We start from the raw sequence: 15861 nt of genomic DNA on the forward strand, positions 1-15861 counted from the left end.
GCCGCAAGAAGCCACCCATCAGGGGCGAAAAGGTCTCATGCGATTTGTTCTCCCCTTTCTCCTGGCGGCTCTCGCCAGTGGCTTTCTTCATGCTGAGGCTCCACCGATCCAGGAATGGATCGATGAAGCCATCAAGGCAGGTGGCGGCGTGGTCACCATCCCGGAGGGTGAGCATATGCTGCCCCAGGGGCTGGTCATCAAAGATGCCCGCAAGCTAGCGCTGCGGGGGGTGAACAAAGAACGCTGCATCCTGAAGCTGCAAACCCGGCAGGAAGGACAGAAGGCGAGTGATTTAATCCTGATCACCGGGGCCTGCGAGACGCTGGAAATCGCGAATTTGACCTTGGATGCAGGGCCTGAATCAAAGTCCGTGGTGTTTGTGGATGGGAACAGTGCGCCAAAGGAGACGCGGATCCAAGATATCTATGTGCGGGACTGCCTGTTTCAGAACGTCCGGGATTATGCGGTGCTCTTTAGCAATGCGGATGCCTGTGTGGTGGAGCGGTGCAGCTTTCAAGATGGCTCTGATGCCATCGGCTTCATCCAGGGATGCCTAAAGGGCATTGCCCGCGGCAATCAGATCATCCGCATGAGCAGTGCCTTCCATCTGGAGAATTCCAGCGACTGTCTTCTGGACGGAAACGAAGTACGAAACGGCGATCAAGGCGTGCGGATCAGCAGCCATGAGGCGGACGTGAAACCAGTGCGCCATGTCATCCGCAACAACGGTTTTTTTAACGTCCGGTTAGGCTTGCAGATCACTGGGCAGGCTCCTGAACCTGTGTTGGAGAACAATGAAAATCTGGTGAATGCCAGTCAGTGATCCGGGTCGTCAGCCCCAGATTGATCGCCAATGACTGGAGTGACTTGTCGCCCTCTTACCGCTTCGCCTTGGTAGCGATGGCTTTGTAATAGCTTTCGATGGCGGAGCGGTATTCCGGGGCGGCTTCGGTGCGGGTGGCTTCGCTGAGGTCAGCGGCCATTTTGCTGGGGAGGTGGCCCCAGTCACCTTGGATGAGGATGGCATCAGGACCGAGAACACCCTCGACGATTTGCAGTGACTGGTTGCCCATGTCGCTATTGGAAGGCTGGGTGGGGTCGTTGGGATTTGGCTTATTTTGATTTTGTGCCTGCTGCTGGCCGGGCTTTTGAGAGCCGGGGGTCTGGCCTTGATTGCGCTGATTAGCCATGGACTGCTGCTGGCTCTGCTGGGCCTGGGAGAGGCTTTGCTGGGCTTTTTGCTGCTGGTCACCTCCCGGCTGCTGTTGCTGACCGGACTGGGATTGCTGCTGGTCCCCGGACTGGCCCTGCTTGGGATTCAGGGTCTGATCAAGCTGATCCAGCGCCTGGGCCAGGAGGGCACCCTGGATGTCCTGGAAAGGATTGACGGAAACGGAGGGTGGCGTGGCACTTGCGCTGGCCTCCGCCGCTTTGGCCGCCTGGGCAGCGGTGGTCTGGGCTTCGGAACCGATGGGCTTTTGCGTCTGGCCGGGCTGGCCTTTCGCAGCCTGGGCCTGCTGCTGAAGCTGGTTGCTGGCCTGGGCTGCCTGCTGCGCGGCCGCCTCCTGACCGAGGCGCTGCTGGTGACGGGCGACACGGGCCAGGTCATGCGCGGCCTGCTCTGTGGCCAGGCCGATGTTGCTAGGTTGGCTGGCCTCCTGAGCCACGGCCTGCTCACTGCTTTGAGCCGCCTGCTTGGAAAGCTCCGCCAGGGATTTTTTCATGGCGGGATTTTTGGGCAGTTCCTTTTCCAATTCAGCCAAAACAGCAGCCGGGTCCTGGCTGGCATCCTTGGCCATTTCAGCCAGTTCCTGAGCCCGTTTGTAAGCCTCCTCTAGGGATTCCTGCACGCCCAACTCTTCCTCCATGTTTTGCATGGCGGCGAGTTCTTCCGGCGTCAGCGCCTGACCGTCTTCAGCCTTGGCCATGTTTTGCGCGAGCTGGTCCAGGGCCTCCGCTGTCTGCTTCTGCGCCTGCGCCGCCTGCTGCAAATTTTGAGCCTGGGGCTGGCTCTGCTGGGCCTGCGCGGCCTGCTTCAGATTTTGGGCAATCTGCGGTGACTTCTGCTGCATTTGTGCCAGAGCCACATCCGCCATGCGGGCGGTCTGGCGCTGGGCGGCTTCCTGAAGATCGGCCGCATTGGCTTCCTGGCGCAACGCGGCCTGGAGGGATTCCATCTGCTGGGCATTTTCGGTAGCTTCGGCTTGCAAATCCTGGGCTTTTTCTGCCACCTCCGCGACAGGCTGGCTGGCTTCGGCCTGGGCAGCGGCAGCTTGAGTGGCCTGCTGGGTCTGCTTCAAATCCTGAGCTACAGCTTTCATCATGTCACTCACATCCGGCGTGAGACCGGCCAGGGTTTCACGGGCACTGGTGGTCTGTGCAGCGATCTGCTGGGCCACTTGCGATGCTTTTTGTTCGGCATCGGCAGCGACTTCCTGGGCGCGTTGGGTATTCAGCGGCTGGTCCGGCTGCTGGGCGGACTGCCGGGCCAGAGCCTGGAGTTCCTCCGATGCCTGCCGACTGGTATCGGCGGCCTGCTGGGCAGAGGTGGCCAGTTGCGGATCTGGGGTTTTGAGGCGCTTCAGCATCTCAGGTAACTGGCGTAAAGCTTCACTGGCGGCCCGTGCCTGCTCGGTAGCCTGGGTGGGGTTGGCACTCTGTGCAGGATCTGGATTGGCGGCGGCTTCCGCTATGGCTTCGACCGCAGTTTGAGTAAGGGCATCCGCCTCCAGCATGCGGGTGAGCTGGGTGAGCTGCTCGGCCTTTTGCTGGACTGCGGCGATAGCGGTCGCTTCCTCGGGCAGGGCAGCTACCTCCCGGGCGAGCTGTCCGGCAGCGCGGCTGGCGCGGTTGGCGTCCAAAGCGGCTTGGTTGTTGGTGCGGCCGTTTTGCTCACGCAGGACGGCCTGGTCTTCGAGCTGCTTCGTAGCCTGGGCCAGCTCCTTTTCCGCACGCTGGGGAGCGGTTTCATTGTCCTTGCCCACCTTGGGTTTTCTTTTGGTGTTTTTGGCCTCAGCGGCGGCCTGGGCCAGGGCATCGCGGGCTTCATTGAGGGCAACAATGGCGGGGTTTTCCTGACGGGCGAGCTGCTCGCGCAACTGGCTGGCCTTAGCCCCTGCATTTTCAGAAATGGCACGCATGGCATCTGCGGAGCGGCCTAGACGCTGGCGGTGATTGTCGGCAGCGCCATAGAGATGCTCCGGGCTTTTGGTCTGGCCGGGCTTGTCCAAACTGGCCTCCAGGTCGCTGGCGGTTTCGGCCAGATTTTTGCGCATTTCCTCCACCTGCTTTTGCTGACCGGCATCCAGCACAGGTTTCAGCGTTTCCATTTCCTGGCGCAGGGCCTCACTGGCGGCGATGGCGGCGCGCTGCTGCTCCTGCCATTTCGGGCGCTGGGCGCTGTCGCGGTTGGCATTGAGCGATTGGGTGGTCAAAAGCGCCTCCTGGCGGCTGAGCTGCTGGGCTGCCTGAGAGACGATCTTTGCATTGTCCTCCGTGGCAAAAGCACGCGCGGCCTGGGCGATGGCATCGGCATCCGCTCCGGCCTCACTGGCGGCACGGCGCAGGCTATCGGGATTCTCGATGTCCTGCGTGGCCAGTTTCTTCATCTGCGCCAGCGGCTCATTGCGCATGTGGGCCAGCTTTTCCCCCAAAAGCTGCACCTCCATGCTATCGAGATGGCTAGGGGCGGATTGGGCTGCCTGCTTGAGCTGCGTCCACAGGTCCTCGGCACGCTCGCTGACCTGTTGCAGCTCGGTCTGGGCGCGGGCGAGGGTGGATTCAGGGGGTTCATTGGCGGCTTTCTTTGGGGCCTTTTTCACCTTTTCCATGACCTTGCGCATCTCGCGCGTCTGCTCGGAAAGATGGGTGGCCTGCTGGGCCAGCCGACGCATGTCCTGAGCCCACTGGCGATGCTGGGGATCCACGGTCTGCTCCAAAATGATGATGCGCACGGTTGGAGATTCCGCTGTTTGGCCTTTGAGGTCCGTGGCCACCAGCTTGATGAGCACGGCATCCCCTGGCTTTACCTGGAGCGGGGCCAGTGGCAGAGCGGCCTGCACTTGACTTTCCTTGCCGGGCTGAAGTGGCAGCGCGATTTGCTGCCAATCGGTGCCATTGATGGCATGGGCCAGGTGCACGCTCTTCAGCCCGACGTCATCGCTAGCCAGGCCTTTCACGCGCACCACTTCATCCGCCATCTGGGAGAGCTGCTCCTGCGGCTCCAGGATCTGAGCCAGGGGCGGCAGGTCCGGGATGACACTGATCTGCCAGGGGGAGCTTTCTTCATTGGTGAAACCGGTCTCGGCTGCGGTGAGGGCGCTGCGCCAGGATTCGTGTCCGGCCTGGATGGGAAGCTCGCCCGTGAGGGTGCCATCTTCCTCCAGCTTGAGGGGAATGATTTCGGGATGATCCGCATGATCAGGATTGATGAGAAGACCTGCATTGGACACCTTTTGGTTAGGCGTGAGTTTCATTTTCACCACGCTGCCTTCCAGGGCCACGATGTCCCCTTCCTCATCGGTGACGGTGGTTTCTGGCAGGCCGGTGTAAGGCGGGGGAACGAGGGTTTTGACAAAGCTTGTGATGCGTGGCCGAGCGCGTGCGGAAAGGCTGAACCAGGGCGAGATGGCATCCCCAGCGAGCACGCGATAACGCACATCCCCCTGGCCGATGGCGATGAGGCCGGAGTGGCGTGTGTCATGGCTGCGCACCAGCTCTGTGCGGCGCGGGAGGCTGCCTGCGGACTCGGTTTCCAAAATGACCTCCCCTGGCTGCGGGCCGGTGATTCCGGCGACGATCTCCAGCTCCGACGCAAAGGGCACCAGGGCATCCGCAGGGCGGGGCTCAAGGATGCTGATCTTCACGCTGGAAGGGCGGGAAAGATTGGCAAAGGGGATGGCGGCACGGGCGATGAAACCCGGCAGATGCAGGAAGGAAAAGCAGCTCAGAGCGAGCAACACCAGCAGGGCCGCGCCCAGGCCTGCAAACCAGGGTTTCAACGAACGCAGCGGCAGGATGGCGGCCAGGTCTAGACTCTCCACCTCAGCGGCCACCTCATCCTGCAAGCGAGTGCGGAATTCCTGGGAGTCACTTCCCCGCCCTTCGGACAGCTCCACGGCGGAAAGCAGGCGCTCATGCAGCCCTGGGGAGACACTTTCCATCAGCCGGGCGGTGCCTGCGGCATCCTGGCCTAACAATAGATGCCGCAAAGCCACCTGCCAGGCCACCAGCAAAGCGCCCCCGTATGCCAGCAGGGAGAGCCATGGGCGCAGCCACTCCGGCATGAGCCAGGCACGGTCCAGCAGGGCGATGGCTGTCCAGGCGCTGAGGGTGACCAGCAAGATTACCAGAAAGGCCCGAAAAAGCAGCAGCCGCTGGCGGCGGGCACGAAAAGCCTGGAGCGCCTGAGCAGTGGCGGGACGGAGAGAAGCGTTCATTTCGTAAATGGGACAGTTTGTAAACGGGGGCTGGAGCCTAGTTTTTCGGTTCCTTCCCATAGCACGGAAGGAATTCCCCGGCTGAGGAAATCCCAAAAGGCGTACGGACGGGGCGGCACAGGGGTGAATCCGCTTGATTCAAGAGTAAAGACTCCCTTATGCTGGATTCGAACGTAATTTATCCCGCCATGGACCCCAAAAAGCCCCATTCTGACCCATCAGCACCCGGTGGCCCGCCCCCGCCATCGGGCCTGAGTGCCACCCAGCCGCTGGGGCCTCCCCCCGGTGCAACAGGCAATCTGGGCTATCCCGTGCAGGGAAATTTGGGTTATCCGGTGCAGCCAAATCTGGGCTATCCCATGCAGCCTGGCATGGTGCCTCCATCGGCAGCTTCCGGCCCTGTTCCTGTCGCCGCCGTGGAGGAAGAGGAAGAATTCATGGCCGTGGAAGCTGTGGGGGGAGAGGTTTTCCATCCACCAGCGCTCAATCATTTTGAACCGGCAAGACCCTCCAATCCTCTGATCCAGGCTTGGCGCAAGGTCGGCGGCGGTTCCCTGGCGCTGAGCATCGCCATCCATGTCGGCATCCTGGTTGTCGGCGGGGCCATCGTGGTCAGCACGCAGATGATCCAGAAGCAGGTGGACTTTTTACCCGGTGGCGGCACCCAGCAGGGCGCGGAAGCCTCCGCTGAGATGCAGCACAAGGTGCAGCAGAAGAAGCGCACCACGCTGAACAAATCCATGCCAATGAAGAAGATCGTCAGCACCAGCCAGAACTCGGCGGTGACGCTGCCAGATGCACCGCCGGATTTCCTGGATGTGCCTGATGTGGGCGCGATGCTGGGCGGTGGCAGCCTCAGTGGTGCCGGGTTTGGCAAAGCCGGGGCCGGGAGTGGTTTCGGCACCGGGATGGGAATGGGCAGCATGCAGGGATTCGTGAGCCTGCCGCCTTCCATGCGCAGCCGCTGCTCTCCACAGGAGCGTTTGAAGAAGCTGGCAGAAACGGGTGGCAGTGCCGAATGTGAGCGTGCGGTATCCGCCTCCCTGGAGTGGCTGAAGGGCCAGCAGAATGAAGATGGCTCCTGGGGCCGAAGCGGAGGCAAGCGTGATAAAGCAGCCATGACTGGCCTGGCTCTGCTCTGCTACCTGGGCCGCTGCGAGACGCCGGACTCTCCTTTCTACGGGGATAACGTCATGAAAGGCATCCTTTACCTGGTGGAGCTGTCCAAGAAGAATCCCCACGGCATGATCGCGGAGGACATCTTTAACAACGGTTCCACGTATGAGCACGGCATCGCCACCTATGCGCTGGGGGAAATGTATACGCTGGCCCGTCTCGGCAGCAAAGAACTGCCCGGCATGCGCGCCGCCTTTGAAAAGGGGGTGAAGCTCATCATCGATAACCAGAATACCCGTGGCTCCTGGACCTATGGGGGCAAGGAAGCGGGTATGACCACAGCCTATACGAAAGATAGCAAGGGCGAAGACCTTTCCGTGGCTGGCTGGCAGTTTCAGGCTCTGAAAGCCGCCAAGAATTCGGGTCTCAAAATTCAAGGGTTGGATGCCGCCATCAAAAAATGCACCGAGTATGTGCTCAGCAAACAGACGAAGGACGGCGGCTTCGGCAAGACCAACCGCGATGACCATTATAACCAGTGGAGCCTCACCGGAGCTGGCTCCCTGGCCCTGCAAACGATGTCCAAAGGCAATACCGCTGCGCTGAAGAAGGCTATGGGTTTCCTGCGCGGCTTCCTGGAAGCCGAGCCGCTGGACTGGAACAAAAACTGCAACCTTTACTGCTGGTACTATTACACCCAGACCTTCTTCCAGGCTGGAGGAGATGACTGGAAGTTTTACAACCAGCAGTTCTTGCCCCAGATCCTGGCCGCACAGCAGCCGGATGGCAGCTTCAAAAAAGGCCGCCCTAACTGGCCCGCCGGTGACGCCGCCGATCCGCTTTACCGTCAGACTCTGTGCACCCTCCAGCTCGAAGTGTATTACCGCTACCTGAAGGTGGCTGACCGCGACGAACAGAGCTTCTTTGACCGCTAGAGGCCACCCCTTGAATACAGATTTTGGATGCAGAGTCGGTAGCTCGCTGCCAGCATGGAAGCATGAATACTGACCTGGATCCAGCCTCCCATTTTGATTTCATCGTCATCGGTGGAGGCAGTGGCGGCTATGCGGCAGCACGCACGGCTCATTCCCTGGGCATGAGCGTGGCGATCATTGATGGCGCGGCGGAACTGGGCGGCCTGTGCATCCTGCGTGGCTGCATGCCCAGCAAGACGCTCATCGAATCTGCTGACCGTAATCTGAGCATCCGCCGGGCTGCCGAATTCGGCCTGAAAGCCCAGCCGCTGGGGGCAGACATCCGCGCGATCCGGGATCGTAAAAGAACATTGATTGCGGACTTCGCCAGTTATCGTCAGGGCCAGCTTGAAGACGGCCGGTTTGTGATCTATCGCGGCCACGCTTCATTCGTGGATGCGCATACGCTGGAGGTGCTGCCACGTGATGGGTCCGCTTCTTTTCAGGTGCGCGGAAAGACCTTCTGCATTGCCACTGGCTCCGTGGCCAGTGTGCCGCCGATTCCTGGACTGGCAGAAGCCGGTTTCTGGACCAGTGACGAGGTGCTGGATACGGATACTCTGCCGGAGACTTTTGCCGTCCTGGGTGGCGGGGCCATCGCTCTGGAAATGGCGCATTACCTGGAAGGCGTGGGCCGGAAGGTGACGCTGATTCAGCGCAGCGAGCAATTTCTCACCGGGCTGGATCCAGAATGCAGCGCGGTCATTGAAAAAGCCTATGCACACCGGGGCATGACCTGTCACCTGGGCACCAGCATCCACCGCATCTCCACGGTCAATGGCCGCAAGCACATCGAATACCGTCACGGCGACAAGGAAACCAGCGTCACGGTGGATCATATCCTGGTGGCCATGGGGCGCTCCCCGGCCACGGACGGGCTCAACCTGGAAGCGGCGAAGGTCAGCCTAACCAAAAAGAAGATCGCCATCCAACCGACGATGCAGAGCACCCAGCCGCACATTTTTGCCGCCGGGGATGTGTGCAGCCCGCTGGATGTCGTGCATGTGGCCATCCAGCAGGGCGAAATCGCCGCACGCAATGCACACCGGCTGATCCATGGCAAAGCGGTGGAGGAGAAGGCAGACTACCGCCTGCTGCTCTTTGGCGTCTTTTCCCATCCCCAAGTCGCCGCCGTGGGCGCGGGCGAGGAGGAGTTGCGCAAAGCGGGCACGCCTTACGTCACCGGCAGCTATCCCTTCAACGACCATGGCAAATCCATGTGCATGGGGGAGACAGAAGGTTTTGTGAAAATGCTGGCCCACCGAGAAAGCGGGGAGATCATGGGTGCCATCTGCGTGGGGCCTCAGGCTACAGAACTGGTGCATGAGGTGGTCATCGCCATGCATTACCGGGGCACCGTCCAGGACTTCATGAACATCCCTCATTATCACCCGACCCTGAGTGAAATCTGGACCTATCCGGCTGAGGAATGCGCGGACCAGATCAACGGATAAGGGCCACTGGCCCTTATGCTGAACGGGCATCACCACCATCACGAAAGTCTATTTTCGTTACTGTGAACATTGGACGAAAAGAGGGCACACGCTCTCATGTCCTCCCCTGCCAAAGCTCTTGCCGCCTTTCTGCTGATCCTCGCCAGCAACTGTACTCCCCTGATGGCGGGGGAACTACCTGCACCGGCACTAGACCTGCCGGAAAAGAATCCGGTGCAGTTTAACTTCCATGCCCGTGTGCGCGGAGAATGGCGGGAAAATGTTTTCGACTTCAACAGCCGCGTGGATTCCCCCACGGATGACACCTGGCTGCTGCATCGCGTGCGCATCGGCCTGGAGTGGCAGGCGCTGCCGTGGCTGAAAGTGACCGTGCAGGGACAGGACACACGCGAATCCTTTTCTGACCGCGCCGATGTGCCTAACCAAATGGGTGCGGAAGGGGATGATGCCTTTGATCTGCGCCTCGCCTCGCTCGAATTTGGGTACCCGGAGGAGCTTTCATTCAAAGTCGGCCGTCAGGTGCTGGCGTATGGGGATGAGCGTCTGGTGGGTCCCCTGGAGTGGCTCAATTTCAGTCGCACCTTTGATGCAGCGAAACTGCACTACCAGCAGAAAACCTGGTGGGTGGATGCCTTCACCTCCAGCGTGGTGCGCATCCATGAATCGCACTTCAATACCTCCGACTGGCTGGATGGTGAAAACACCCGGGACCAGATTTTCAGCGGCCTTTATTTTAGCACCACTGCCATCCCCTTGCAGACCACCGATGTGTATGCCTTTCATCTGCATGAGGAAGGGCTGGCTGGCGGCACGGATTTTATGACCTTGGGCACCCGGTTTAAAGGCGATCCACTGAAGCTCGCCGGCTGGGATTATACCTTCGAGCTTGTCGGTCAGGCAGGCCAGGTGCGCGGGCAGGATCTGCGCGCTTTTGCCACCCATCTTGAGGCCGGTTACAACTGGTTGAAGACACCTTGGAAGCCACGCCTAGCCTTTGAATACAGCTATGGCAGCGGGGATGGCGATGCCGGGGACGGTCAGGTCAATACTTTCCAAAACCTGTTTCCCACCAACCACCCGCCTTATGGGTTCATGGATACCATGGCCTGGCAAAACATGCACAATCTGGTCCTGAGACTCGCGGCAACTCCGCATCCAAAAGTCAAGACCACCCTGGACCTGCACGGCTTCTGGCTGGCGGATACGGCGGATGCCTGGTACCGCACCAACGGAACCACCCAGGTGAGGCCCATCACCCCCGGGGCCAGCAACCACGCCGGAGCGGAGCTGGACTTCACGGTCAATACCAAACTGACCAAGCATCTGGATATGCTGGTGGGCTACAGTCACTTTTTTGCTGGCAGTTACCTGGATGATACCGGCGCCGGAGACGATGCTGACTTCGCCTACCTGATGCTGACTTTGAACTACTAAAACTGACCTCAACCCGACTCCCCTGCCCATCTATGAACAACGTCCATCTAGCCGTCCAATTCTTCCTTCAGATCGCCGTCATCCTTTTGGCCTGCCGCATTGTGGGGGCCATTGCCGCCCGCTTCGGCCAGCCGCAGGTGGTGGCGGAAATGATCACCGGGGTGGCACTTGGCCCTTCGCTTTTTGGCGTGGTGTCACCTGAATGGCAGCAGTGGCTTTTCCCCTGGGACCCGAAGCAGATGACGCGAGACACCTCTTGTTATCTCTTTCCCGCTTCACAGCTCGGGCTGGCGCTATACATGTTCATCGTCGGCATGGAGTTCCGCGTGGACATCGTCCGCAAGCGCTTAAAAAGCTCCGTCGCCGTTTCCCTGGCAGGCATGGCCACACCCTTTTTGTTAGGCGCAGGACTGGCCTGGGTCTTCTTCCACTACACAGACCTGTTTCCTGAAAAGACCTCGCTGATGGAGGCCATGCTTTTCCTGGGGGCCTCCATGTGCATCACAGCCTTCCCCATGCTGGCACGCATCATTCATTTCAAAGGACTGGCAGGCACCACCATGGGCACCGTGGCCATTGGCGCAGGAGCCATTGATGACGCCATGGCTTGGATCCTCCTGGCCGTCGTGCTGGCCAGCTTTGACGGTAATGCGGCCAATGCTCTCTACAACATCGGCGGTGCCGTGGGCTATGTCACCGTAACGCTGGTTTTGATCCGGCCGCTGCTGGCCTGGGGTGCAAGCCTGATGATCAAGGACGGCAAGCTCACCGACGCAGGTCTGGTCATCGGCATCGCCATGATGTCCCTGGGTGCCTGGTTTACGGATAAGATCGGCCTGCATGCCGTCTTCGGTGCCTTCATCATGGGGGCAGCCATGCCTCGCGGCGTGATGGTGCGCGACCTCATGGCCCGCATCCAGCCGCTGGCCGTGGCACTGCTGCTGCCGCTTTTCTTCACCTACTCCGGCCTGAATACAAAGATCGGCCTCATCAATAGCTGGTTCCTCTGGGGCATGTGCGCCGCTGTGCTGGCGGCTGCCGTCCTGGGCAAATGGGGAGCCTGTACCCTGGCCGCCCGCGCCACTGGCATCTCTAATCGCGAAGCCATGGGCATTGGCATCCTCATGAACGCACGCGGCCTCATGGAACTGATCATCATCAACATCGGCCTCCAGCGCGGCATCATTTCCGAAGGCCTCTTCGCCACCCTCGTCATCATGGCCGTTGTCACCACCCTGATGGCTTCCCCTATCTTCGAATACTTCGTGGGTAGCGGCACCCAGAAGATAGAGCCTGAAGACGAAGCCACCCTCCCCGCCGCAATGTGAGCCCCAAGTACCGCAGACACTCCTGCCCGCAACGTCCGTCCCAAGCACTAGCAGTCATACATGGCTGTGCCCGCCAGGGCGTGGGGTTTGGGAGACGTCGAACGCGGTGCAAGTTCTCGAAAACGCAAGACCATCCGCCCACTCGCTGGCGCGAGCAGCCACAAGTAGCTGCGCCCCAGGTACCGTGGGCACTCTTGCCCGCGTCGTCCGCCCCAAGAAAACCCCGTCCGCCCCAAGCATGCATTGGACCCATGAGAACCCCCGCCCACTCGCTGGTGCGAGCAGCCACACGTGGCTGCGCCCGCCAGGGCGTGGGGTTTGGGAGGGTATCGAAGCCAAGAGAAAGCTCGCCCTCAGGTGGCTGTCGAAACGACAAGCGGGGGTTTTGGCGAGCTAAAGCTCTGGAGTACTTTGGCTCCGCCCGCAGGGGCGCAAGACCATCCGCCAACTCGCTGGCACTAGCGCCACACGTAGCTGCGCCCGCCAGGGCATGGGGGTTTTGGGAGGATATCGAAGCCAGGAGAAAGCTCGCCCTCAGGCGGCTGTCGAAACGACAAGCGGGGGTTTTGGCGAGCTAAAGCTCTGGAGTACTTTGGCACCGCCCGCAGGATTGTGAGAGCATCCGCCACTCGCTGGGGGCGTGCGCACAAAAAAACGCTGACCGGTTTCCCAGTCAGCGTTTGGATGGAGATTGGAAGGCTTAGGATGCTTTGACAGGGGTCGTCCCAGCAGGGGCAGGCGGTGCGGGGTCTGCAGGAGCAGGCACGGGTGCCGGTGTAGGCGCTGGCACCGGGGCGGCTGGCGCGGCTGGAGCTGGGTTCACCTCGATCTTCGGGGCGACTGGCTCCACCGGAGCGGGTGCTGGCGCGGGGGCAGCAGGCTCAGCGGCTGGCATCGCCGGTGCGGCTGGTGCTGGAGCAGGTGTCACCTCGACCCTGGGAGCAGCAGGAGCAGCAGGAGCAGCGGGGGCCGGGGTCACTTCAATCATGGGTGCGCCTGGGGCGGGTGCAGCCTGGGGTTGGGTCTCAGCACCTGCTGGGGCCAGGGTAGGATTCAGCGTGGTGGAATCCAGCTTGAGCTGAGGGGCGCCTGGAACCGCGGCAGGTGTTTCCACCTTGGGCTTCGGCGGGCCGTCCACTTCCTTGGTCGGCAGCTTGGCGGAGATCCACCTCATGCGGCCTTCGCTCTGTTCGAGGAAGGTGGAGTTGGCATTGGAGAACTTGGCAGGCACGGCTTCATAGGCGGCCTTGGCTTCTTCTTCCTTGCCAGCGGCCCAGAGGAGATCCCCCAGACGAAGCTGCGCGAGGGCGGCGACATCACTGCTGGAGAATTCATTGATCACGCGCTCAAACACGGGCTGGGCCTGGGAGGCTTCGCCCATGGATTCAAGTTTGGTCGCCAGACCCAGGAGGTTTTCAGCCAGCAGCGGATGGTCCGCATGCTGGGTGGTGAACAGGCGCAGGGCCTCCACGGAGGAGTCCTTTTTATTCTGGCTCCAAAGCAGATCCGACTTCAGCAGCAGGGCATTGCCAGCAGCGAGACTGCCGGGGTATTCACTGATGACGAGGTCGCAATCCTCCACCGTTTTAGCAGCCGCGAAGGCCTCACCAGCAGCGACGGCCGCAGCGCGGTTGGTATAGCTGACCACTCCATACAGGACCGCGCCGATGGCGATCACTGCGAAGAGCAGGACCAGTTTTTTGAAGTGGGCTTCGAGGAATTCCTCCATGGGTGTGGAGGTCTCAATCGGAGCAGGAGGGACGGGGGATGGGGCGGGTGGAGTCGCTTTGGACATGGGCCGTTTTTTTCTAAAGGAGGTCAGGGATTAAGCACCCACCTGGGCACGGGCTTCATCAGCCAGGGCGGTGGAGAGGTAACGCTCACCCGTGGAGCAGGCCACGGTGACGATGAGCTTCCCTGCGTTTTCAGGACGCTGGGCGACCTGGATGGCGGCGACGACGTTGGCACCGGTGCTGATGCCGACGAGCATGCCTTCTTCCTTGGCCAGGCGGCGTGCCATGGCGAAGGCATCGTCATTGCTGACCTTGATGCATTCGACGATCTGGGCATTGCCAGCACTGTCCTTGAGGTGGAGATTTTTCGGGACGAAACCAGCGCCAGTCCCCTGGATTTTGTGCGGGCCTGGCTGCACCGGCTCACCTGCCAGAGTCTGGTTGATGACCGGAGATGCCTCAGGCTCCACGGCGATGGCCTGGAAGCTGGGCTTGCGGGGTTTGATCACCTCGCAAGTGCCGGTGATGGTACCGCCAGTGCCGACGGCTGCGACAAAGATGTCCACCTGACCATCCGTATCCGCCCAGATTTCCTCGGCGGTGGTTTTCATGTGGATGGCCGGGTTGGCCGGATTTTCAAACTGCTGGGGGATCCAGGCGTTCGGTGTCTCTTTGAGAAGCTCTTCCGCTTTGGCGATAGCCCCTTTCATCCCCTGTGGGCCAGGAGTCAGCACGAGTTGGGCACCCAGGAGGGCCAGGAGCGTGCGGCGCTCCATGCTCATGGTTTCCGGCATGGTGAGGATGAGTTTATAACCCTTGGCTGCAGCGACAAAAGCCAGCGCGATGCCGGTGTTGCCACTGGTCGGCTCAATGATGGTGGTTTCCTTCGTCAGGATGCCACGCGCCTCTGCATCTTCGATCATGGCCATGCCGATACGATCCTTCACGCTGCCCAGTGGGTTGAAGAACTCGCACTTCAGAGCGATGGTGGCGTTGAGGCCAGCCGTCACTTTGTTCAGTTTGACCAGCGGTGTTTTGCCGACGGTTTCGACGATGTTATTGTAGATATGGCCCATGATGATTTGGGAATGAAGGTTTGAGGGGACTGACGCGAACTGACAGGTAAGGTCTTAATGCTGGCCGCAGAATTCTTCAAAGCGGTCCATGCCGGCATTGATGACGTCCAGGCCAGTGGCGTAGCTGAAGCGCACGGTGTATTCCGCACCGAAGGCCACGCCGGGGACGGCGGCGACCTTGCCTTTGCTGAGCAGCTTTTCACAGAAGTTCACGGACTTGATGCCGATAGGCTCGATGCCGACCAGGAAGTAAAACGCGCCCTGGGGTTCCACGACGGTGATGTTCTTGATGGCCTGAAGGCGGCTGAGCATATACTGGCGGCGCACGTCGAACTCATCGCGCATGTCGGCCACGATCTGCTGGTCACCCTGGAGAGCGGCGATGGCACCATACTGGGCAAAGGTGGTCGGGTTGCTGGTGGTGTGGCTCTGGATGGTATCGATCGCATCGGCGATCTTTTTCGGAGCGGCGGTATAACCCAGGCGCCAGCCTGTCATGGCATAGGCCTTGGAGAAGCCATTGATCGTGATGGTGTGATCAAAGATGTCCTTGCTGATGCTGGCGATGCTGACGTGCTGGTTGTCACCATAGACCAGCTTTTCATAAATTTCGTCCGAGAGGATGAGGATGTCTTCAGCGCAGGCAATTTCACCCAGGGCCTTCAGTTCTTCTTTGGTATAGACGGAGCCAGTCGGGTTGCCCGGGCTGTTGATGATGATCATCTTGGTCATCGGAGACATGGCGTCTTCGAACTCTTCAGGAGTGATCTTCCAGTCGTTTTCCACCTTGGTTTCAACGACGACCGGGATACCGCCAACGAGCTTCACCATTTCAGGGTAGCTGGTCCAGTAAGGAGCCGGGATGATGACTTCGTCCCCTGGATTCACACAGGCGGCGATGGCGTTGTAGCAGCTATGCTTGGCACCGCAGTTCACGCTGATCTGGGATGGATCATACTGGATGCCATTTTCGATGAGGAGCTTGGCAGCGAGGCCTTCGCGCAGTTCCAGCAGGCCGGCGCTTTCGGTATAGCGGGTCTTGCCCGTGTTCAGCGCCTCGATGGCTGCCGCAGTGATGTGCGCTGGAGTGTCAAAGTCAGGCTCGCCCGCACCAAAGCTCAGTACATCCACACCCTGCTTCTTCAGCGCCTTGGCCTGGCTGGTGATGGCTAAGGTCATGGAGGGCGAAAGTTCGGCGATGTTTTTGGCGATAAAGTCCATAGTGGGAAAAGGTGCGGATCTGGTGGTTGTGCGGTTCCCTTTGGGGGAGGGGGTGGCTAAAAAGGAGCGGGGAGCGGGTTTGTCAAC

The 15861-nt window shown here is 60.5% G+C and carries 9 protein-coding genes; 5 read left to right on the plus strand and 4 right to left on the minus strand.

The window, feature by feature from the left end; translation table 11 throughout:
* Positions 1-37: 37 nt before the first annotated feature.
* The gene (locus EI77_RS03355; protein ID WP_133793329.1) at positions 38-823 is read left to right on the plus strand and encodes a right-handed parallel beta-helix repeat-containing protein; all 786 of its coding nucleotides are present in this window, start codon (positions 38-40) and stop codon (positions 821-823) included.
* Between the two features lie 55 nt (positions 824-878).
* Here the strand turns inward: EI77_RS03355 and EI77_RS03360 are convergent, their stop codons facing one another.
* On the minus strand, positions 879-5438 hold the full coding sequence (locus tag EI77_RS03360) for a DUF4175 family protein (protein ID WP_166647002.1): 4560 nt from the start codon (positions 5436-5438) through the stop codon (positions 879-881).
* 188 nt (positions 5439-5626) lie between these two features.
* On the opposite strand from EI77_RS03360, the gene EI77_RS03365 reads away from it, so the two are divergent.
* The 4 genes from EI77_RS03365 to EI77_RS03380 all read left to right on the plus strand — a co-directional run bounded on the left by EI77_RS03365 (position 5627) and on the right by EI77_RS03380 (position 11744).
* Complete coding sequence (locus EI77_RS03365) at positions 5627-7489, plus strand: prenyltransferase/squalene oxidase repeat-containing protein (protein ID WP_166647003.1); 1863 nt, start codon at positions 5627-5629, stop codon at positions 7487-7489.
* 62 nt (positions 7490-7551) lie between these two features.
* The gene (locus EI77_RS03370) at positions 7552-8982 is read left to right on the plus strand and encodes a dihydrolipoyl dehydrogenase family protein (protein WP_166647004.1); all 1431 of its coding nucleotides are present in this window, start codon (positions 7552-7554) and stop codon (positions 8980-8982) included.
* Between the two features lie 96 nt (positions 8983-9078).
* Positions 9079-10416, plus strand: coding sequence for an alginate export family protein (locus EI77_RS03375; protein WP_133793332.1), 1338 nt, complete (start codon positions 9079-9081; stop codon positions 10414-10416).
* Positions 10417-10448: 32 nt separating this feature from the next.
* Complete coding sequence (locus EI77_RS03380; RefSeq protein ID WP_133793333.1) at positions 10449-11744, plus strand: cation:proton antiporter; 1296 nt, start codon at positions 10449-10451, stop codon at positions 11742-11744.
* A gap of 700 nt (positions 11745-12444) precedes the next feature.
* Here EI77_RS03380 and EI77_RS03385 read toward each other — a convergent pair.
* Genes EI77_RS03385 through EI77_RS03395 form a run of 3 tightly spaced genes read right to left on the minus strand, consistent with a single transcriptional unit; the run spans position 12445 to position 15774 of the window.
* Complete coding sequence (locus tag EI77_RS03385) at positions 12445-13539, minus strand: tetratricopeptide repeat protein (protein ID WP_133793334.1); 1095 nt, start codon at positions 13537-13539, stop codon at positions 12445-12447.
* 30 nt (positions 13540-13569) lie between these two features.
* Positions 13570-14553 carry a cysteine synthase A gene (gene cysK / locus EI77_RS03390; protein WP_133793335.1) on the minus strand — a complete coding sequence of 328 codons (984 nt, stop codon included), beginning with the start codon at positions 14551-14553 and terminating at the stop codon, positions 13570-13572.
* 54 nt (positions 14554-14607) lie between these two features.
* On the minus strand, positions 14608-15774 hold the full coding sequence (locus EI77_RS03395; protein WP_133793336.1) for a pyridoxal phosphate-dependent aminotransferase: 1167 nt from the start codon (positions 15772-15774) through the stop codon (positions 14608-14610).
* Between the last annotated feature and the right edge of the window lie 87 nt (positions 15775-15861).

The organism is Prosthecobacter fusiformis (genome assembly GCF_004364345.1).
In the GTDB taxonomy this organism is placed as follows: Bacteria; Verrucomicrobiota; Verrucomicrobiia; order Verrucomicrobiales; family Verrucomicrobiaceae; genus Prosthecobacter; species Prosthecobacter fusiformis.